Consider the following 20509-nt stretch of genomic DNA (forward strand, 5'->3'; position numbering starts at 1 on the left):
GTTGCCGGGCAGTCGGCCAACGAACATGCTCGTCCAGCACTTGCTCTATTCTGCCCTCCGATCGGGCTAAGCCGATGAAATACCGGGTTGATTTACCCCTCACGACGTCGCCGAAAGGCATGCTGTCGCGTACAATCTGCAGCTGCTCTCCGAAGCTGGCTGTTGCGGTGCTGTGCAACTCGCTTTGGCGAAGATCACGGATGACGATCAGCGCTTGAGTGAGCGCCCGAACCGGTCCTCGATCCGCGACTGAAGGAACTCGAGCCCCATCGAGAGCAGCCAATAGATCATCGAGGCGGTGATGAGCATCTCGATGTGGCGGAACTCGGTCTGGCCCTGCGTGCGTGCGAGATACATGATCTCCCAGACCCCGACCACCGAGACCAGCGAAGAATCCTTCAGCATCGCAATGAACTGGTTGCCGGTCGGCGGCACGATGACGCGCATCGCCTGCGGCAGGATGACCAGGAACATCGTCTGGTTAGCGCTAAGGCCGAGTGCCGTAGCACCCTCGGTCTGGCCGCGCGAGATGCTTTCGATGCCGGCGCGGAAGATCTCGGTCATGTACGCGCCGTAGCAGAGCGACAGCGCCATGATACCGGCCGGCACGGCGCCGATCACGTAGCCAATCTGCGGCAGGCCGAGATAGATGATGTAGATCTGCATCAGCAACGGCAAGCCACGAAACAGAGAGGTATAGAAGGTCGCCAAGCCATAGACCACGCCGTTGCGGGAAAGTTTGGCGATGGCGCCAACGAAGGCGATGAGGGTGGCAATGGCGATCGAAATGGCCGAAATGTAGAGGGTCGTCACCACACCCTTCGAGACGAGGAAGCCGATCTTCTTGGCGATGAACGCGAAGGACAGGTCGAAGGAATAGAAAAACAACATTAGCAACACGAACAGCTCTATCCAAACTGCCACAATCTGCTGTTTGCGGCTGAGATACCGCAGCGCGTTCCAGTTCGCCACCAAGATCAATGCGATCAGCACCGCCGAGACCGCCCGCCCGACGTCCGGGTTGGCGGCGAGCCACTCGACCGACCCCGGAACGAGCTTGCCGAGCCAACTGGCTTTGATGCCGAGCCCATACAGGCCGGCGGCGATGGCGGCGAGCACGAAGAACACGCCAACGCGGCGCGCCGCGTCCGGGTGGTTGAGCAATAGTCGGCCGATCACGTCTTCGATCTCCCTGCGGTCAGCGGGCCCGCTCGCGCCACCAATCCTGCGCCTGCAGCTTCCAGTAGGTGAGTTGCGCAACCGCAAGTCCAGCCGGGCCGCCCGCCCAGGCAAGGCCGAATGGTGCAAACAGCCGGTAACGGTCCGATTGTCCCAGTATGGCTTCGGCGATCAACTTGCCGGCGATCGCCGTGGTGTTGATGCCATGGCCACCAAAAGCCGTGAGGTACCAGACGCCCGGCTGCAACGGGCCTATCTGGGGCATCATGTGCCGGGCATAAGACATGAGCCCGGACCAGGCGAGTTCGGTCTTGAGGTGTTCGAGCTGCGGATAAGTGGTGACCATCTCACGGCGCAATTGCCTCGCCAACACGCCCGATAAGGCTGCCCGGGTGGTGATGCGCCCTCCCCAGAGCAGCCGCCTGCCGCCTTCGACAACACGGTAATAATCGCCTGCGCGACGGTTATCGCCGACGGCGTCGGTCGTCGTAATCGCCTTGGCGATGAGGTCAGGCGCCTCCTCGCTCACCATAACGTAAGTGGCGATAGGCAGGAATGCCCGCTGCAGCCGGCCGACCAGTGGGCCCGTATATCCGCCGGTGGCAACTACGGCCTGGCGGGCGCGCACTTCGCCGCTGTCGGTACGCAAGATCTTTTCGGCGCCGTCAAGGTTGGCTTCAACGGCAGCCGTTCTCTCGTATATCCTGCCGCCCAGCCGCTCGATCTCGCCAGCAACGGCGCGCAGATAGTTAAGCGGATGCATGTGGAAGGCGCTGGGATCGCGCAGGCCTTGGTGGTAGCGATCCGAATGCAGCACCGCTCGCACCTGGTCGCGATCGAGATAGTCGAGCCGGTAGTCGAAATCCCGCGCCAGTTGCTCGGCATATGCCTTGAGCACGGCGCCGCCATCGTGGCGAAGCACGCTCAATATACCGGAGCGCGGCTCTGCCGCCTTGACGTCGAGATCGCGGATCGTCTGCCGCACGAAGTCGACGCCTTCGATGGACAGGCGGTGCAGTTTTTGTGCCGCGTCGACGCCGGCCATCGCGGCGATGTTGTCGGTGCCGGTGGCGAAACCGGGATTAACGAAGCCGCCATTGCGACCGGAAGCGCCGAATCCTATCCGCTGCGCCTCAAGCACGACGACCTGCTGGCCGGCGCGAGCCAGCTGCAACGCCGTCGTCAGGCCGGCCAGTCCGCCGCCGACAACGACTGTCTCGCACTCGGAAACGCCGCTCAGCGGCGGTCTGATGGTGTTGTCGGCAAGCGTGCGTCGGTAATATGTGTCAGGACATGTCATGATCAATATGATGAGGTGGCGGCACTAGAGCATTTTGCAGGCAGGCGGAGCCGCCCGGTGTCGTGGAAATGCGGCTGAAACAAAACAGATGGAGCGGGATGTTCAATTGAATGCACCCCGCTCAAGCTTTATCCACGATGCCTCTCAGTCAGAGCTGTAATCCTTGCCGTACCACTTGGTGGTCAGTTTCGCGAGGGTACCGTCCTTCTTCATCTCGTCGAGAATGCCGCCGATCTTGGCATTCCACTCGGCATCACCTTTTTCCGCGATCACCACCAGTGGCTCACGGAAGGCATAGCCGCCTTCCAGGACACGCAACGGGTAGCCGTTCTTTATCGCGTTCTGAGCCGTCTGTTCTGGTGCGATGACCGCGTTGAGGCGCACGCCGTCGCCGAGCCTCAAATCGTCGAACGGCAGCATTGAGTCAGCGAAAGTCCTGATCTCACCGGGCTCCAGCTTGTATTCGATGGGCGGCAGGCCGGGAGCATCGATCTCGAGTTGTCTACGGATGAAATCCTCCGACGTGGTGGCGGTCTCGACGCCGATGATCTTGCCGTTCAGGTCGGCGACCGATTTGGCCGGGCTGTCCTTGTGAACCACGTAAACGTAGGGGCTATAATAATAGATGCCTTCGAAATCGATCACCTTGGCGCGCGCTTTGGTCGGCGTCACCGAGCCGACACCCAGATCGTAACGTCCCTGCCAATGGCCGCCCGTCATCGTCGCCCAGTCCGGCGTATCGAAACTGACCTCGACACCGAGGCGCCTTGCGATCTCTTTCGAGACATCTATGTCGAAGCCGACCAACTGATTGCTGTCGTCGAGGAAACTCTGCGGCGGCCAACCGCTGTTTGTGGCGACCACCATTGCCTTCTTCGAGGTAACCCGGTTGATGGTTTCACCCGCCGAGGCCGCAGACGCGAACGCGAGCGTGGTAGTGGCCAAGGCCAGCCACGCGATCAATTTCCTCACTTGAACCTCCCTCTTCATCGTCATTCAGACATATGCTTCCCAGAGCGCGCTCCCGTAGAGAAACAGCAATTGAGAGCGCGGCATGAGATCGATCTCATATCAGCACACATATCGACGAGGGGATCAAGTCCTTTTTCAAGTAGCCAGTTGTCCTCCGGGGGCGCAAAGCATCGGCACCCGCACGGTGCGGCGGAACCCGCGTTTGATGTGATGCGCGTGACTTTCAAGACAGAGGAAACGAAGATCTACTTCAACCTATCACATCATTGCCAGATGGGCGGCACAGGATGGCTTGCTGTCTACGAGTTTCCGATGTTCCGGTTAAGCATGGGTGCGCGGCACACCGGCAGCAGCACCAGCAGGATGATGGCGGAGTCGACCCAGAGGACCCTGTTCACGCCCATCGTGTCGACGATCTGACTGGTCGCTAGGGTACCCACGGAGATGGCAAGATTGAAAGTGAAGCAGTAGATGGCCGTCGCGGTCTCCGCGCTTTCTGGTGCTGCACTCAGCACCCACGTCTGCAGCGTGATGGGCGCCGCGCCATACGCGAAGCCCCACACCAGCAGCAGGATGGTTCCTGTGAGCGGCGTGACCCCGAGCAACGGGAAGAGAGCCAGCGTGGCGCCGAGCCCAATGACGATGCAGGCCAATGTGCGACCGACGGATTTGGCGGCCCAGACGCCTGCGACGGCGTTGCCAATCATTCCGAGAATGCCATACCCCAACAGTAACCAACCTATGCTCCCTGCAGTGACGCCCGAGACCTCCAGCAACACCGGGCTCACGAAAGTGTAGGCACCGTAGTGGGCAGCCACCAGCAGTGCGGTCGCAACCACGCCCGACAGGAGGGCGGGATTGCGCAATTGCGCACGCAGGGCTTTCACCTCCACAGGCTGCGCCGCCTCCAGCTTCGGAAGCACAAGCAGGGCGGCGAGCAGTATGGCAAAGCTCAGGCCGGCGAGAGACCAGAACGCGCCGCGCCAGCCGACTAGATCACCGATGATCGTGCCGGCCGGCACGCCCAGCACCGCAGCGGCACTTACACCGCCGAAGACAATAGTCATGGCGCGCGGCACGGACGGTCCAGGAACAAGGCGTACTGCGATGCTTCCGGCTATCGCCCAAAAGCCACCGATGGTGATCCCGACGAGCAGCCTGGACGCGAGCAGAACGGGAAAGTTCGTTGCGAGCGCTGAAATCACGCTCGCCGCAGCCATTACCGCGAGCAGGCCCGCCATCAGAATACGCCGGTCGAGCCTCCCCACTGCCAACGGCAAACCGATAGAAGCGAACGCCGCAATTACGCCGGGTATCGTCACCGTGAGACCGCCACTCCCAATAGAGACATTCAACTCGGAAGAAATTGCCGGAATCAGCCCCACAGGGAGTTGCTCCGCAGTGATCATCGAAAAAATACCCAGCGATACAGTGAGCACGGAGAGCCACATGCGAAAAGTGGCTCCCTGTTTCTCCCGAAGGGCTGCTTTGGTCAGAGACATGATCACCTCCAGCCCGCGAGAAGGCACTCGACGCCAACGTTTCGGGCAAACGTTAGAGAGACGGATCGGGCAATTGATCCCGGCCTGGTTTCAGATAATCTGTCCACTGCGGATTGATAATCGAGGGAGATATGGATGGTGAATTCACGAAACGTGAATGAAAGAGGTGATTGCAGTTGGACCGGCTGACCAGCATGACCGTGTTTGCCAACGTCGTCGGTGAAGGCAGCTTCGCTGGAGCGGCCAAGCGGATGCGACTATCGCCAGCGGCTGTGAGCAAGCATGTCCAAATGCTGGAAGAGTGGCTTGGCGCACGCCTTCTCAACCGGACGACCCGGCGCATCAGCCTGACAGAGCTCGGCGCCTCCGTCTACGAGCGCAGTCTGCGCATAATCGAGGATGTCGAGGAAGTTCGTACGAGCGCGGCCGAGAGCAAGACACGTCCGACCGGCTCACTGCGTGTCAGCGCGCCGATCTCCTTCGGCGCGATGCACCTTGGGAGAGTCGTTGCAGAATATCTCGCGGTCTACCCGGAGGTGTCGGTTGAGTTGGTGTTGGACGACCGTGTGGTTGACATCGTGGAAGAGGGCCTGGATGTCGCGGTACGCATCGCTCCACTCACGGTTTCCAATCTGGTTGCTCGCCGAATCGCGCCGTCACGCGAGGTGGTCTGCGCTTCGCGCGATTATCTGGACAGACGCGGGCGTCCCACAAAGCCGTCGGATCTCCACGACCATGATTGTCTGGACTACGCGTTGCGCGCCAGCCGCGGAAAATGGCGGTTCGACGGACCAAAGGGGGAAGTGGCGGTAAAAATCACTGCACGGATGACGGCAACGAACGGGCAGCTCCTGCGCGATGCGGCGCTGGGTGGAGCAGGCATAGTACTTTGCCCCACTTTCCTTGTTGGAGAAGCCATTCGTTCGGGCCAACTGGAGACAGTGATGCCCCAGTTCAAGCCGGTAAGCCGGTCGATCTACGCGATGTACCCGTCAAGAAGGCATCTTTCCGCCAAAGTTCAAAGCTTCGTGACGCTTCTCGCCGCCCACTTTGGTGAGAACCCACCTTGGGACAACTTTGGACCATGACGACTGGAATGTTGAGCCCAGAGGCCGCGCGCACTTGCACGGCCTTACTGTGCATGGGACCAGCACCCAGGGCCAAGGGGCGGTGCATATCGAGCCGTCCAGCACCTTTTCGAGACTGAAGCATCCGCTATTTGCCGACGGTCATTCGCTGAGGCTCAATCCACCGCCCATCCTAAGCGCCGCCACAGCGCAAGTAGTAGCATCTGCGGTGTCTCTGGTTCTCTGCGGCCACCGGCGGAACGGGTTGTAAGCAGGCGCGTTCCTCCAGCGTCAAGCTTGGAGAACATACCATGGATGGCGAGCTGCGCCTGAAGTTACAAGAGCTGAGCCAAAGCATGCAAACGCGAGCGGCCGAACTTTCGACGCTCGGCGGCAGCGCAGACATAAGTACGGTGATGTCGGGGATCGTCGTCGCTCTGGAGGCGCTACTGGTGATTGCCGAAGAGATGAAAACGCCACGTTCCGGCCCTTCGGTCCTGCCCGACGCTACATGAACATCTCCGATCGTTTGGGAGAGGCTCCAGAGCGAGAGCGCCTACCGCTCACCAGCAAATCGCTCGCCGAGGAACTGGCTTTAATCCACATTCTGGGTTGGAGAGTGGAGAGCGCAATCTACTCGGTGGAGTACTCCAGGTGGGGTGAGCGTCGGCAGAAATGGATTTTGCACTCGACGATGCCTTTTGGGTAATCGGGGACGGCCTTAGGACGGAGGACCATGATGGCTTGGATGGCCGCAATTTGCCCGACTACAGATGAGCAGGCGCTCGTTAATTCGGAGACAGTTGGTGACATCCGGGAGTTTCGCTGTCCGAGTTGCGGCGACTTCAAAATCACGAACTCGGCCACCGCGATGTTCAAAGGCCTATCGGCAGAACAGAAGTTGGAGCGCTTCGAATACGCTAGAGCAATCGCGGGCGACAACGCGATCACAGTGACGACGGAACATGGATCTATCGATACCGAAGATCAATAGAATACCCGCCCGATAAGCCGGTTCCCAGCGCATCTCCTCACTTGCTGCCCTGAGACCATTTGACTGCCGGTCCAGGTAGTGGGCAGTTTGAAGGTAGAAGCTCACGTCAACATGGCCAGACCATTTTTACACTGCCGATCTGCGCGGCCAGCAACGCCTCTCGTGAAGGGCAAGGCATGGGCATCGAACGTCTCGGACCGGTCGGCAGCGTAAGGCTGGTTGCCTATGATCCCCTACCGGCGAATGGAACCAGATCTGCCACAGCGCGTCATAGAAGCAGATCAGGTGCGATTTAACGTAAGGAGTGAAATCGATGATCAGGCTCCTTCTCCTCCTCGCCATTGCACTCGCCTTCGCATGCGGCGGGACGGAGGCGGCCAAGCTGGACCTAGCCGCGGTAAATCAGGCGCAATTCTCCGCCGGCGATCCGAAAGGGCTCGATCCTGCCGTGCTGAAGGCGCAAATTTTTTTGGATCGTGCGCGCTTCTCACCGGGGCTCATCGACGGCCGCCTTGGAGAGAACTTCGCCAAGGCGGTCAAGGCCTTCCAGGCGTCGAACGGACTGGCGCCAGATGGCAAGCTCACCCAGGCGACTTGGGACAAGCTGATGGCAACCTCCACCAGCCCAGCTCTGATCACCTATGAACTGACCCGCAAAGATGTACGCGGCCCCTTCACCAAACGCATTCCGGGGCGCATGGAGAGGATGGCTCGCCTGAGAAGGCTTGGCTATCACGACTCGATCGAGAAGCTGGCGGAGCGCTTCCATGTGAGCGAACCATTGCTCAGGAGGCTAAACCCAGGCACCGGATTCAGGAAAGCTGGAACCACGCTGCTGGTACCAGATGTTGGCCGGGGTGAACCTCCCGCCACCATTGCCGGCGTCGAAGTCGACAAAGGCGCTCATCAGGTGCGCGTGCTCGACCCCTCCAATAAAGCGCTTGCCGTCTACCCTGCCTCGATCGGGAGCGACGAGAAGCCGGCACCAAGTGGGCAGGCAGAGATCCAAAGGGTGGTGCACAACCCGACCTATCACTACGATCCCGATTTTGCATTCAAGGGAGTCAAAACCAAGCGGCCCTTCACCATTGCTGCCGGCCCTAACAATCCCGTGGGATCAATCTGGATCGACCTCTCCATCGAAAGCTACGGCATTCACGGCACGCCCGAACCCGGCAAGATCGGGAAGACCTTCTCTCACGGCTGCATCAGGCTCACGAACTGGGATGCCGAGGACCTCGCCTCAATGGTGCACAAACATATGAAGGTGACTTTCAAGGACGAGTGAACGCAAGCCGTCGCATCCCTCGATGGTCGCCGAAACAAGATGTCCGTCTGTGCCCGTGACAATTGCATCTTGCGATCCGCTGGATCCGATCAGCGGATGCTCCGGGTTCGGGGTGTCAGGTCAAGCGGCGCCATTTGCACGGATGGCGGCGAACCAACCACCATGGCGGGGGGGCCAGATTGCTCACCACGTTGGCTCTCTACTTCGCGGCTCATACCTTGTTGAGCAGCTTGCATCTCCGGAACGGTGAAAACCGGGACCTCGCCCTTGAAACCCTGGAGCTCAAAGGCGCCCGCCTGAACGACCGGCATCGATGCTCCTGCCGCAAAGCCGGGTCCAAGCACCAGGGGGATGCCCAGCTTCTTGGTCGTCGATTCGAGCCGTGCCGCGCGGTTCACGGGGGAGCCGATCGCGGTGTAATCGAAGCGCCGTTCGGAGCCGAAATTGCCTACCGAGCAGATGCCGGTCTCGATGGCGACGCCGATTTCGATGGATCGATGGCCATCCGCGGTGAAGGCGGCGTCTTCGCGCCTCACCCGCTCGATAAGGGCAAGGCCCGCGTCCAGCGCACGCTCACGATGATCGGGTTGATCTAGCGGTGCGTTCCAGAAGGCCAGTACCGCATCGCCCATGAACTTGTCGATGGTGCCGTCGCGCTTGAGGATCTCATCGGTCGCAATGCCGAGGAAATGGTTGACCACCTTGGCGATCTCTTGGGTGTCGAGCTGTTCGCTCATGGTCGTGAAGCCACGTATGTCGCTGATCAAAATGGTGATCTCGCGCTTCTCGCCGGACAGGATTGCCTCGGTGTCCGAGCTTGCGAGGCGCTGCACCACGGAGGGCGACAGATATTGGGAGAACTGTCGCGTGAGGGTGGACCGGCGCTGCTCGCTGCGCCTGTAGAGGACATAGCCTTCGAAGCCCGCAACCATGATGGTTGCAAGCGCCGGCTGCAGCGGGTCATAGAGTGCACCCTGCAGGCTGTACTCGAGAGCGCCGAACACGAACGGCGTGACGGCCAGCAGCGCCAGGGAGAGGGCGCCAAGCACGACACGCCCGGCGAGCACTCCGGAAACCCCGATGAAAACGACGGCACTGAGGAGAAACCAGAGCCGCTCGAGCATACGCGCGTGCGCTGGCTCTGCCAGGAAGCGCCCGGCAAGCATCTGGCCGATCGCATCGGCGTGGATCTCCGCTCCTGGTCGCGCTGGACTCGTCGGCGTGGGCAGGTACTGCGTCAGGCCCACAGCCGACAGGTCGACAATGGCGATGGCGTCCCGCAGCCGCGGATCGCCATGGCCCGAAAGGATAGTGCTGGCAGACAGGCGAGGCGTGTCGGTGGCGGTTTCCCAGAGGCGGATGCTCCCCTCCGGCTCGAGCGGCACAATGGCGCCTGCCATCCTGAGTGCGTCGAACCCGGCTGCATTCATCCGGGCTGTGTAACCGTCCTGTCCAGCGTAAAGGCGCAGGAGCTCGAGTGCGAAAGACGGCCACAGCTGCGCGCGTTGAGGGGTGTTGCGAAGCCAGAGCAGCGGCACATGGCGCAGTACGCCGTCGGGATCGGGCAAGGTGCGAATCACGCCGAGGCCTGCGGCGGCGTTCGAGAATTCGGCAAGCGACCCGGTAAGACCGGTGAAGCCGGGAAGTGTATCGGGTACTTGCCCGACGATCGACCAGCCGGCTTTGGGTTCTGCTTCTGAAACCGTCGCTTCATTGCCCAGGCTGACGGCAAGCGCCGTTCGATTTTTGGACAGCGCCGCTGCCAGGCGCTTGTCTCCGGCCATGCCCTCAGGCGAGGTGTCAGCCTCGGGGAGTACCAGCGCAAGCCCGACCACCGCCGCACCGGACTGCGTGATGCCATTGACCAGATCGGCCAAGAGGCCACGGTTCCAGGGCCATCGCCCATGTGCCTTGAGGCTGGCGTCGTCTATCGAGACGATCACGACAGGATTGCTCGTCGCCTGACGTGGGGCGAGAAACTGATAGAAGTCGTACGTCCGCTCACGCAGGCGCGACAACGGCCCGTCAAAAGCCAAATGGCAAGCGAGCAGCAGGAGCACGACCACAAGGCCGGATATTTTGCGTCTGCCGGCTTGCCGCCAATCAGCCCAGCGCCTACCGACCGAGTGGCTCATCTCGTGCAGCCAGGCCTAATCGCAGTTGTAGTAGTAGCAGCAACCCTCACCCTCACACTCGCCCCGCCGCCCCCCGCTGCCCGCAGGTGGCGTTGGGCTGTCAGGGAATTCCATGACCACTCCTGGCAGTGCGCCGTCCCTGGACCCGCAGACTTTGAGCGAGGAGCCTAGAGCCGACGCACAAATTGCGCTTACGTCCAACCCAGGACCCGGTGCGCCCGGCAGGCCGGTTCCCGCTATCCGGTCGATACTGTCCAAGATCGGGAAGGCGTCGATGCCGCCGTAGCCGGCCAGAAGCTTGCCATCGTCCGACGTGCAGGCGTAGCCCGGGTTCGTGATGACCAGCCGTTTGCCATTGATCGTGCAGGTCATGCGGCCGGCGCGCAATATGCCGACGGTCTGGCCGGCTGCCACCAGCACTTCGATGATGCCGCCTCTCGCTCCGAGCACCATGTGCGGCGTCGCAACCTGCATGACGCCCCCTTTCGAAACCTGGCCGCCATAAAAACGGGCCAGGCCGCTGTTCATCCCGATGTCGATCTTTCCCGACCCGGAGCCCGGATTGTAGACGAACTCATCGATCGTCAGGCTGGTGTTTGGACCAATTTTGGCGCTCGATTCATCCCGGAACACCAGCATTCCGAGACCGGTGGGATTGCTGCGCAACTGGTCGCCGAGTTCGACGCCGGCGCCAACGTTCATCGTCCCGCCGTTATTGCGGACGATGATGGTCTGGTAGGCCGTCATCGACCCGACCGTCTCAGCAGCGGATGGTGCCGCGAAGGCGAGGCAGGCGATAAAAATGACGATCTGATGATACCTCATCGCGGCCTCTTTCAATTGAGCGTCAACGTATAGCTCATGAGCATTTCGAACGATTTTCGGTCGCGGTTGGCGAGGGCGAAGTTGGTTTTGCGGTAGGCGAGATCGACGCTGATCGTCTGCGCTTCCGTCAGCTGAAAATCGCTTTCCGAGGCAATGCGCCAGAAGTCGCTCTTGATATTTGTGCCGATGCCGACGGACAGATCGGGAGTGTCGCTGTGGCCGGCCGATAAGGCGATCTGGTGCGACCATGCGAAAAAATCCGGTACGTTCATCAACAGGCCGCCATAGCGGACCTCGCCCGTATAGCTGCGGCTGATTTCGCCCGATCCGGAAGCGAAGTCATTCGAGCCGACAAAGCGCAAGCCGAGCGCCTGGCCATTGCGGAAGCGGTAGCTGCCGCCTGCCTCATAGAAGACCCTGCTATCCGCGAAAATGCCTTGCGAGGCGCTTAGATCGATGTAGCCGCCACCGGCGAAGAGCGTCGTCTCGACCGTCGGGCGAACGACGAAACGTCCACTGAGGCCGATACCGGTTTCGTAAATGTCGCTGTCGAAACGATCCGTAACGGTGAACGCGGAAAGCAGCAGGCGCAGCGAATCGATCCCGCTGTTGGGCAGTCCCTTGTCCCAGGTTATCGCTGCGTTGCCGTGGATAAAAGTCTTCTCGCCACCCGGAACCGACAGGTCTTCCGTGAAAAGACGCTCAGTCGCGGTCAACGACCCCGAAAGAACGAGCGCGTCGGCACTTGGCGTGCCGAGGTCCCACCGCACAAAACCTTCCGCCTGCCCGTAAGGCGAGACGAAGCTGTCGTCGTCCTGCGCCCCGCCTGGCTCAAAATCGGTGAATGCGCTGAATACGCCGCCGGTCAGGGCGAGTTCCCAGGTGACGCCACGCAACGCGCGCTCGATGCGGGCGAGCAGGCGAACAGCTTCCTGTTGCTCACTTGCGGTCAGACCCCCGACTTCGATGCCGTACTGCACCTGCCGCCGGGCCAATTCATAGGACCCGACATGGTAATACAACCGGCTGGCCGCAAGCCGGGCGCGCGCATCGCGGGGGTACTGGATCAGATACTGCTCGATCGAGGAGATCGCCTGATCGTATTGCCCAGCGTTGACCGCAACCGTGACGAATTGGGCGAGCGTTCCATTGTCGGCCGGACTGGCGATGCGGGCCGCAAACGCATCGTCATAGGCCCCAAAAAGACCTTGTGCGCCGGCCGGCAACACGCCGGCACAAAGCAGCGCTGCGGCGAAGCCGAAGATCGTTCGAAACGAAGATTGCATGCCGAGAACCCACCCCAAACCCGACTAGTGCGAGGGATTTAGCACGACTGCAAGAAAAAGGCGACTGAACGGTCGCCGGACTTATGCGAGTCCTCAGCAGCTGTTGCAGCTGCGCAACAAGATATCGGGTTTATTCCTATTTCGGCTGCGCTGATTGTCAAAAACTCTTCTCAACATTGCTGCACGTGATTGAAGTATTTGGCCCAAGGCTTAACAAAATCAAATCTCATCAGTAGTGGATCGCACAGCCGACAAGATTAATATTGGGTGGGCGATCCTGCGTATCTGGTCACCAGGCTTCAAGGTCACCCACGGCTTCTCCAAAGGCCTTCCGTCGCGTTTCGCAAGGGACGGAGAGCTGCCGGAGGTGCTTCTCACGAGGCGTGTGCGATTCGGCCCGGGTCTTGCAATTTCTTTGAACGCGAGGTCAGCTCATTGCCTCAACGCCCAGGGACGCGTCACCGCACGCAGCTTGCTACAGCACGAGCATGGTGGCCAGCCCCAGCATCAGGCCCATGCCTACAATATCGGTCACGGTGGTGAGGAAGATCGCCGAGGCGACCGCCGGATCGGCGCCTACCCGGCGCAGGCCCAACGGGATCAGCACGCCGGAGATGCCGGACATGAGGCACGATCCGGACATGGCAAGCAGGATCACAAGTGCCAGCATCGGCGCTTGCGCCGCCGACGCCGGTTGCCTCGAGGCATAGAACCACATCGCCGCAGCCGCAACAACGCCGACGAGCACGCCGTTGGCGGCCGCGAGCGCGCCCTCTCTCATCACCAAGTGCAGCTTCGGTCGTTTGTCCACATCCCCCAGGGCAAGGCCACGCAGCGTCATAGCCAATGCCTGGCAGCCGGTGTTTCCGCTCTGCCCGGCCAAGACCGGGAGAAACGCCGCCAGAGCAACGATCTTCTCGATCGTGCCTGTGAACGAACTGACCACGAATGCGGCCATGAAGGCCGTCAGGAGATTCAACTGCAGCCACGGATGACGCTTCAGGAAGGCTGAAAACAGCGGCGTAAAAGAGCGCTCCTCCTTCTGGAGGCCTACCATCTGGCCAGACTGGGCGGAAATCTCGATGATTTGCTGCTCGAACAATCGCCAGCCGCGAACCTGCCCGAGCAGCCGGTTCTCCGCATCCACCACCGGATAGACAGGATAGTGACGCCGTACCGCTGCCTTGCATGCGTTACTCAAAGAGAGACCGACATCAAGAGCGAACGGCCTGGGCAGCATGATGTGATCGACAATCGCGTCGGGTTCGCTCAGCATCAGATCGCGCAGGACCGCTAGGCCAACCAGTCTATTGCCCTCGTCCGTGACGTAGAGATAAGTGAGCTCGGTCGGCACCTGGGCGCCTCTGACAGCTTCCACCGCGGCAGCAACCGTCGTCCCGACAGGAACGCTGGCGGGGATCGGGTCCATCACGTCGACGAGCGACTCGGGGATCGCGAAACCCATCTCACCGTCATGAGAGCTGATGGGCCGCATATGCAGTGGCAAATGCTCGGCCACCTTACGGGCGTGCCCGTCCGGCAACAGCTTTAGTGTGTCGCGGATGAACTCGGGAGACTCTCTAGCGAGCAATTCAGCTGCGTCATCAGGTGCTCGAGCACGCAGCGTGCGCACCAACTTCTGAACGCCGGTCTCTTCGTTCATTTGCTATGGCCCCCCAATTGGAAAGTGAAAAAGTTGTGAAGTATCGGATCGCACCGGGGCGGAAATACGACAGCTTCTTCCGGCCCCAGCAGTCCGCTTTGTGGTTGTCGCAAGCGCCGCCTGCACACTCCTAGCTTGAGAAGGCAAAGCAGACGTCTACATTTTGGGCGTGCCTTCGGTCAGGTCAGCATGGGAGTGTCCGCGCTACTTCCCTCGCTTTTCAATCTTTAGATTTGGGAGGTCGGGTCGCTTGGATACCACACCGGCCTCCTTCAAGGCTGTGTATCCAACCTTTTTGAGGAGCTTCTCTGTTTTGGCGCGCTCCTTGTCCAGAGCGGTATCACCTTTGACCTTGGGCATCCGTCCTCCATTTGGTCGTTGTCGTTCGCCGGTAAATGAGATTGCCGGAAATGTCCCGCAGTGTCGTGCTTTGACCCGCGGTCGAGGACTGAATTGAGGCGCTTTGCCGCCCGGCAGCCTTTGGGCGGGAAGCGGACGGGCGGGCTATTCCTGCTGGAATTGACAGGGCCAATCTTCTGGCCTCGTCATGCCAGAAGGCAACTCGGTCCGGGCGTCTCCACAAGCCATGTTGAGCTGCCACTGGGACAGACCCGCCGAATTGGATAGATCGAGGCCCTCGATACGGGTCAGAAAGAAAAAAGCGCCGTCAAAGTCTATCGGTGCGGTGAACTTCGCTCCTCGGAAATCCGCCCGCGCGAGATTGGCAAACGAAAAGTGGCTGCCGCTGATATCGGCGTCATGGAACTGTGCACGCCCCAATTCCGCCTTTGTGAAATCAACATTGACCAGATTGGCGTTCTGGAAATTCGAGCGCTGCACTTCCGCGCCCGTAAACACAGCGCCCTGCGCGTCCATCTGGCTGAAGTCGGTCCTGTACGCCTCGATTTTGTCGAACCGGGCGCCTTTGGCGGTCGAGCCGGCCAGGGAAGCGCGCACAAGCGTTGCCTTCTCAAAATTTGCCGCAAGGAGATTGCTGTTCCTGAGGTCGGTCGAAGTGAAATCAACACCGAACAGGTTTGCCCCGCTCAGGTCCTGTCCTTCCAGGATGAGAAGCTTTTTGTCACACTCCTGCCAATTGACGCCAGGCGTCGCGGCTGCGTAGCAATCTTGAGCGGCGGTGGCGTTTTGCCAAGCCAATACAGTGCAAACCGCCAGAACCAAGCCGGATCCGCCGTAAGCTCTGGTTCGTCTCAAAGTCATTGTTGCTGGACCCCTCTGCTACTCGTCGACAATCAGCCTTACCACATCTGCTGACACTCGAGCCACGGTAACGACCGCCGTCACAGTTGCGCATCAACGATCCGCCGATAGCCAGCGGCAGCTTGCGAAATTATCGAGAGGTGGGGAAAAGCTTTGACGGTAGAGTGCTTTTTCGCGGATGCGATCACAAAACAAAGAGTTCGGCGTAAGCCGTGAGTTATTGGTGGGCCCGGAGGGCAAACGGAAATTGTTGATTTTGCTGGATTTTGGTGGGCCAAAATCTGAAAGGTCCCGTATCATCCCGTATGCTCCCGCGACCCCAAACTGCCGACCATAGCTGACCTCGTTTTGCAAACGTTGGGAGACAGGGTCCAGAACGGCGGAAATGGGGACGGTTGCAGATCGGCAGCTGTGGCAACAGCGCGCGACCAGCTGACGGTCTAGCGCCTCGATATGGCCGATGAGACTTGGGAAGTAACAAACAAGCGGCAGCTTGCAGGCAGTTGTGATCGGTGGAATGGATTTACGAGTCGAGGCGCCGGACCAGGACCGGCTCACTTGCCTCGAAGTTCAGCCTGTTGGAATGGCGCGGAGGAACGAGTAGTGGTATCTAACGAGCCGGCGGCCCTCGATGTTTGACCGCGCTCGTCCTGCAACTCTCGTATGTCGTCCCGCAAAGTGGTGGCGCAACCGACCACTTCGTTCCGCATTGTTTAAACAGCGTATGACTCAATTCCAGTCAGATTTTTTTCTGAGCTGCGAAAAGGCGGACACTAACCGTCAAAAAAATTGCGCTTTTGATTTTAACGGAAAATCGCCGCAAGAACTATTTTGAGGTTTCACCAGCTATCGGGTTCAATGGAGCGATTTTTGGACCTTGCGGCATTCGATGGCCTACAGAACCGCCTCAAAAAGTACCGTCACCTCTTCGGTTGACCGAGTCGTTGATCGGCCGTCATATGAGCCCTATGCTGGCACGCTGGCCAGTGAAGCAGTTGTCGGCCTTTATTCGCCGGCTCAGGGATTTATGCCCACGCTTCAGGTCCAAGAAAGACCGGGGTGTCGGTTCCAGGCTCTGGCAAGCGGGCTAAGATTATCCTGCCGATTGTAGCCGCCAACCAAGATGTTGTCGGTCACCTCGCTGAAAAAATACACCCAGAAATAGTCAAGCTATCAGGAGCAAATAGGTCGTAAGGTGGCCTTGCGGTCCTCCTTCCCGGAGCGGTTTCGCTTGCCTGTTCAAACTCGGACGGCTGTTACTCAAAAACCGCAGTGGGTATTTTATGTGCCATTTTTGCGACATTCTATAGAATTTTGCTTGAATTTAGCGTTTTAGCGGTCCCTAAATCAATAAGTGCTCCCATATTTTGCAAATTTGTGAACAATCACGGTTGAGTTGTAACGCCTGGCAATAATGGCGCAGGGGAACGTTGGGGTGGGGTGAAATGAATACGACATCTATGTCGGCGATAGGCAAGCGCCTCGGCCTGCTGACGACGGTCGCCATATTGAGTTGTGGGAATGCTCACGCGCTCACTCTCCAGGAGGCGATGGCGGTTGCGGTGGAGTCCAACCCCGAAATTGGCCAAGCGATCGAAAACCGCGAAGCAATCGAATTCGAGCTACGCCAAGCGAAGGGACTTTATCTTCCCAGCGTCGATGTCGAGGCGTCGGCGGGGGTTCGTCGTCTCGACAATTCCTCCCGGCGTTCGCTGTCCATAGAGGATGACGCGCTCTATCCGTCGGAAGCCGATGTCGTTGTCACGCAGACGCTTTATGACAGCGGCGCAAGGCGGGCGGAACTGAACCGTCAGGCGTCGCGGGTCGACGGCGCATCGTTCCGGGTGCTGGAACGGTCTGAATTCATTGGACTGTCTGTCGTCCAGGACTATCTCGAATACATGCTGCAGGCTTCGATCGTTTCGGAAGCGAAGAAGAATCTGGGCTTTCACCAGGCAATCCTCGGCGACATCCGGCAAGGTATTGCAGGCGGCGCGTTGAACGAGGCTGATCGCCAGCAGGCCGAGGAGCGGCTGTTCGCTGCCAAGGCACGTATGCAGGAGGCGACCGAAGAACTGGAGGCTTCCAAGATACGGTTCTTCAAGACGGTCGGTAAGCCGCTGACCAACGCGTCAAGGCCAGGCGATGTCTCGAGCGCGCTGCCAAGGTCGCTCGACGACGCGCTAGGGCTGGCGCGACAGAACAATCCGCGCGTCCACATGGCCAACAGCGATATCGACGCCGCCGCCTCCCTGGTGGATGCGGCGCGGGCGAAATTCGGGCCCTCCGTCATCGCCGAAGGCCGCGCCCGCGGCGGCTATGACATCGACGGCGACGATGGCGACGCTAGCGACCTGCAGGCGCGGCTGGTGCTGCGCTGGAACCTCTATCGCGGCGGCATCGACAAAGCCAACGAGCAAGAGCAGGTCCGCCGCACCAGCGAGCAGCGCCTTGTGCTGCACCAGGTTCTGCGCGAGATCGAGGAAGCCGTCCGTACGTCATGGGATCGCCGCTTCCGGCAGGCCGATCTGGCAAAGACATTGAAGCTTCAGGCTGCCGCCAACGAAAGGCTGGTGGCGTCCTATCGCGAGCAGTTCAAGGTCGGACAGCGCTCGCTGCTCGACGTGCTCGACGCGCAGAACACGCGGTTCAACACAGCTACGCTTGCCGACACCGCATCCTACGCGTCGCTTTTCGCGCAGTACCGGCTGCTGGCGGCAACCGGGCAGTTGCTGAAGACCATGAATCTTCAGCCGGCAAAACAGGCCACCGCCTATGCCAAGGCCGAGTTCAATGCGCCTGAAACGGCCGACACCGAAACCTATGCGCGCACGCCGTCGGAGCAGACGAACGATCTGCCTTTCGACATCCTCGCACCGGTAAGAAAGAAGTAGGAAGGTCAAGGACGAACGATAGTCCTGCGGGCCGATCGTGAACCCACAACCCAAAATCCTCTCCCCAAAAGAGGCGTTCAAGGCCTGCTTCTCCGCTGTTGCCGGGTACCTCGGCAGGCCGAGTTCCGAGACCGTGCTGTTTGCCGGCGTGCCGCTGTCAGACACCCGCATCGATATCGACGCCATCCGGCATCTTGCCGAACGCATCGGTCTTGAAATCACGGAATTCAGCCATCGCGACTTTCTTCGCGGACGCATCGACCTTCCCGCCATTCTGTTTCGCGTCAGCCAGTTGCCTGTAGCGCTGCTTGCCCAGACCGAGGACGGTGGATTTACGACCGCTCCCCAGGAAGACGGCCGCACGACAATCAGCAAATCCGAGTTTTCCGGAAGTTATATTAGTGGCGGCGTTTCGTTCTCGATAACCTATGCCAACGCAGTAGAGGCGATGAGCGTCGGTTCGGCGGCCAAGATCGAGCGGCGACATTGGCTGACCGGCACGATGGGGCCGTTCTGGCGCACCTATTCGAAGGTCATCCTGTCGGCGGTATTCATCAATCTGCTGGCTCTTGCCTCACCGATCTTCACCATGAACGTCTACGACAGGATCTTGCCGAACAAGGCGATATCGACGCTCTGGGTGCTGTCGATCGGGATCGGCGCGGTCATTCTGTTCGACCTGCTCTTGAAGACCGCCAGAGCGTCACTGATCGACTATGCCGGGCGCAAGGCCGATCTTCGCATCTCCTATATGCTATTCGAGAAGGTGCTGAACTCGTCCTTGTCGGCAAGGCCCGGCTCAACCGGCGAATATGCAAATCGGGTGACCCAGTACGAGTTCGTGCGCGAGTTTTTCACGTCGAACACCATCAGCGTCTTCATCGACACAGCATTCGTCTTCGTCTTTCTCCTTGTCATCTATGCGATAGGCGGTTGGCTGGTCGTCATACCGGCCATTGCTTTTGTCGCCTCGGTGATCGTCGGGCTGATCACGCAACGGCGCATCGGCAAACGCGTTGCCGCTTCCATGAACGAGGCTTCGCAGCGCCAGGCCCTGCTGGTGGAATCCATCTCCACGCTGGAAACGATCAAATCGCTACGCGCAGAGGCGTACCTTCTGCGAAAATGGGCGGAGCATTCCAAGAACGCATCCAACACGTCCGAGAAGATCAAACAGCTTTCGGCTGCCGCCGGCAACATAACCCAAGCCATCCAGCAGATGGTCACCGTCGCTTTGATCGTGGCCGGCGCCTATGCCTTTTCGGAAGGGCATGTCTCGACCGGCGCCATCATCGGCACCGTCATGCTGGCAGGCCGGGCGGTGGCCCCGCTTGGGCAGATTGCGATCACCTTGTCCAGACTTCGCCAGGCGATGCTGTCCCTGCGAATGGTGAATTCGATCATGGCGCAGCCTGAGGATCGGCCGGACACGGTTGGTTTCGTCAACCGCCCCATTCGCAACGGTGCAATGGCATTCAGGAATGTCGGCTTTGTCTACCCGGGTTCCGAAAACGAAGTGCTGACCGGCCTGAATTTCTCGGTGAAGCCCGGTGAGCGGATCGGCATCATCGGCCGCATAGGCTCGGGAAAGACGACCATGGGGCGGCTGATCGGCAGGCTTTTCCTGCCGACCTCCGGCGAGTTGCTGCTGGACGGGATCGACATCCGTCAATACCACCCGTCGGAGGTTCGCGCCGCGGTCGGGATCGTCGCGCAAGCCAACGATCTGTTTTCCGGCACCATCAAGGAAAATCTCCTGATGGCGTGCCCGGAGGCGACCGATGAGCAGATCGTCGACGCGGCCAAGGCTGCCGGCGTCGACGACTTCGTCTCCCGCCATCCGCGAGGTTACGACATGAATGTCGGCGAGCGCGGCACCAATCTCTCGGGCGGTCAGAGGCAGACAATGGCAATTGCCCGCCTGTTGCTGACCAAACCGAAAATCGTGTTCCTGGACGAGCCGTCCGGCTCGATGGATCTGGCTTCCGAGCGCCAGCTGATCAAGCAGCTCAAAGTGGCTTTCGATCGCAACACGACCCTGATCGTATCGACGCACCGCTTCAGCATGCTCGAGCTGGCCGACCGCCTGATCGTCATCGAGCAGGGCAAGATCGTTGCCGATGGACCGAAAGACCAGGTGATACAGGCGCTGCAGAAAACAAGCGCCTGACGAACAGAATTAT

At 60.0% G+C, this 20509-nt stretch carries 15 protein-coding genes; 6 read left to right on the plus strand and 9 right to left on the minus strand.

Annotation, left to right across the window (positions count from 1 at the left end; genetic code table 11):
* Positions 1-207 precede the first annotated feature (207 nt).
* From NKJ80_RS16935 to NKJ80_RS16950, 4 genes are all read right to left on the minus strand, one after another.
* Positions 208-1179, minus strand: a complete 972-nt coding sequence (locus NKJ80_RS16935; RefSeq protein WP_023687785.1) for an amino acid ABC transporter permease — start codon at positions 1177-1179, stop codon at positions 208-210.
* Positions 1180-1198: 19 nt separating this feature from the next.
* Positions 1199-2479 carry an NAD(P)/FAD-dependent oxidoreductase gene (locus NKJ80_RS16940; RefSeq protein ID WP_352497985.1) on the minus strand — a complete coding sequence of 427 codons (1281 nt, stop codon included), beginning with the start codon at positions 2477-2479 and terminating at the stop codon, positions 1199-1201.
* A 144-nt stretch (positions 2480-2623) separates the two neighbouring features.
* Complete coding sequence (locus tag NKJ80_RS16945) at positions 2624-3451, minus strand: transporter substrate-binding domain-containing protein (protein WP_023691453.1); 828 nt, start codon at positions 3449-3451, stop codon at positions 2624-2626.
* 299 nt (positions 3452-3750) lie between these two features.
* Positions 3751-4953 carry an MFS transporter gene (locus NKJ80_RS16950; protein ID WP_023714681.1) on the minus strand — a complete coding sequence of 401 codons (1203 nt, stop codon included), beginning with the start codon at positions 4951-4953 and terminating at the stop codon, positions 3751-3753.
* Between the two features lie 176 nt (positions 4954-5129).
* Here NKJ80_RS16950 and NKJ80_RS16955 point away from each other — a divergent pair, with 176 nt between their 5' ends.
* From NKJ80_RS16955 to NKJ80_RS16970, 4 genes are all read left to right on the plus strand, one after another.
* Positions 5130-6041, plus strand: a complete 912-nt coding sequence (locus tag NKJ80_RS16955) for a LysR family transcriptional regulator (protein ID WP_023691455.1) — start codon at positions 5130-5132, stop codon at positions 6039-6041.
* 290 nt (positions 6042-6331) lie between these two features.
* On the plus strand, positions 6332-6535 hold the full coding sequence (locus NKJ80_RS16960; RefSeq protein WP_352497986.1) for a hypothetical protein: 204 nt from the start codon (positions 6332-6334) through the stop codon (positions 6533-6535).
* A gap of 221 nt (positions 6536-6756) precedes the next feature.
* Positions 6757-7014, plus strand: a complete 258-nt coding sequence (locus NKJ80_RS16965) for a hypothetical protein (RefSeq protein ID WP_352497987.1) — start codon at positions 6757-6759, stop codon at positions 7012-7014.
* Positions 7015-7327: 313 nt separating this feature from the next.
* On the plus strand, positions 7328-8302 hold the full coding sequence (locus NKJ80_RS16970) for a L,D-transpeptidase family protein (protein ID WP_023691458.1): 975 nt from the start codon (positions 7328-7330) through the stop codon (positions 8300-8302).
* 89 nt (positions 8303-8391) lie between these two features.
* Here the strand turns inward: NKJ80_RS16970 and NKJ80_RS16975 are convergent, their stop codons facing one another.
* From NKJ80_RS16975 to NKJ80_RS16995, 5 genes are all read right to left on the minus strand, one after another.
* Positions 8392-10362 carry a CHASE2 domain-containing protein gene (locus NKJ80_RS16975; RefSeq protein WP_352497988.1) on the minus strand — a complete coding sequence of 657 codons (1971 nt, stop codon included), beginning with the start codon at positions 10360-10362 and terminating at the stop codon, positions 8392-8394.
* 90 nt (positions 10363-10452) lie between these two features.
* Positions 10453-11277, minus strand: a complete 825-nt coding sequence (locus NKJ80_RS16980) for a FecR family protein (RefSeq protein ID WP_023687780.1) — start codon at positions 11275-11277, stop codon at positions 10453-10455.
* Positions 11274-12491 (minus strand): tetratricopeptide repeat protein, encoded by a 1218-nt coding sequence (locus tag NKJ80_RS16985; RefSeq protein WP_352497989.1) that lies wholly within the window; start codon positions 12489-12491, stop codon positions 11274-11276. The genes NKJ80_RS16980 and NKJ80_RS16985 overlap by 4 nt, the downstream gene beginning before the upstream one ends.
* Positions 12492-13023: 532 nt before the next feature.
* Positions 13024-14211, minus strand: a complete 1188-nt coding sequence (locus NKJ80_RS16990) for a magnesium transporter (protein WP_023736095.1) — start codon at positions 14209-14211, stop codon at positions 13024-13026.
* Positions 14212-14715: 504 nt separating this feature from the next.
* The gene (locus tag NKJ80_RS16995) at positions 14716-15432 is read right to left on the minus strand and encodes a pentapeptide repeat-containing protein (protein ID WP_023687777.1); all 717 of its coding nucleotides are present in this window, start codon (positions 15430-15432) and stop codon (positions 14716-14718) included.
* A 1445-nt stretch (positions 15433-16877) separates the two neighbouring features.
* Here NKJ80_RS16995 and NKJ80_RS17000 point away from each other — a divergent pair.
* Together NKJ80_RS17000 and NKJ80_RS17005 are read left to right on the plus strand one after the other, a co-directional pair.
* Complete coding sequence (locus NKJ80_RS17000) at positions 16878-18326, plus strand: TolC family protein (RefSeq protein ID WP_023687776.1); 1449 nt, start codon at positions 16878-16880, stop codon at positions 18324-18326.
* A gap of 37 nt (positions 18327-18363) precedes the next feature.
* Positions 18364-20496 (plus strand): type I secretion system permease/ATPase, encoded by a 2133-nt coding sequence (locus tag NKJ80_RS17005; protein WP_023687775.1) that lies wholly within the window; start codon positions 18364-18366, stop codon positions 20494-20496.
* Positions 20497-20509: the final 13 nt, after the last annotated feature.

Source organism: Mesorhizobium sp. M0030, from assembly GCF_040323695.1.
Classification (GTDB): Bacteria; Pseudomonadota; Alphaproteobacteria; order Rhizobiales; family Rhizobiaceae; genus Mesorhizobium.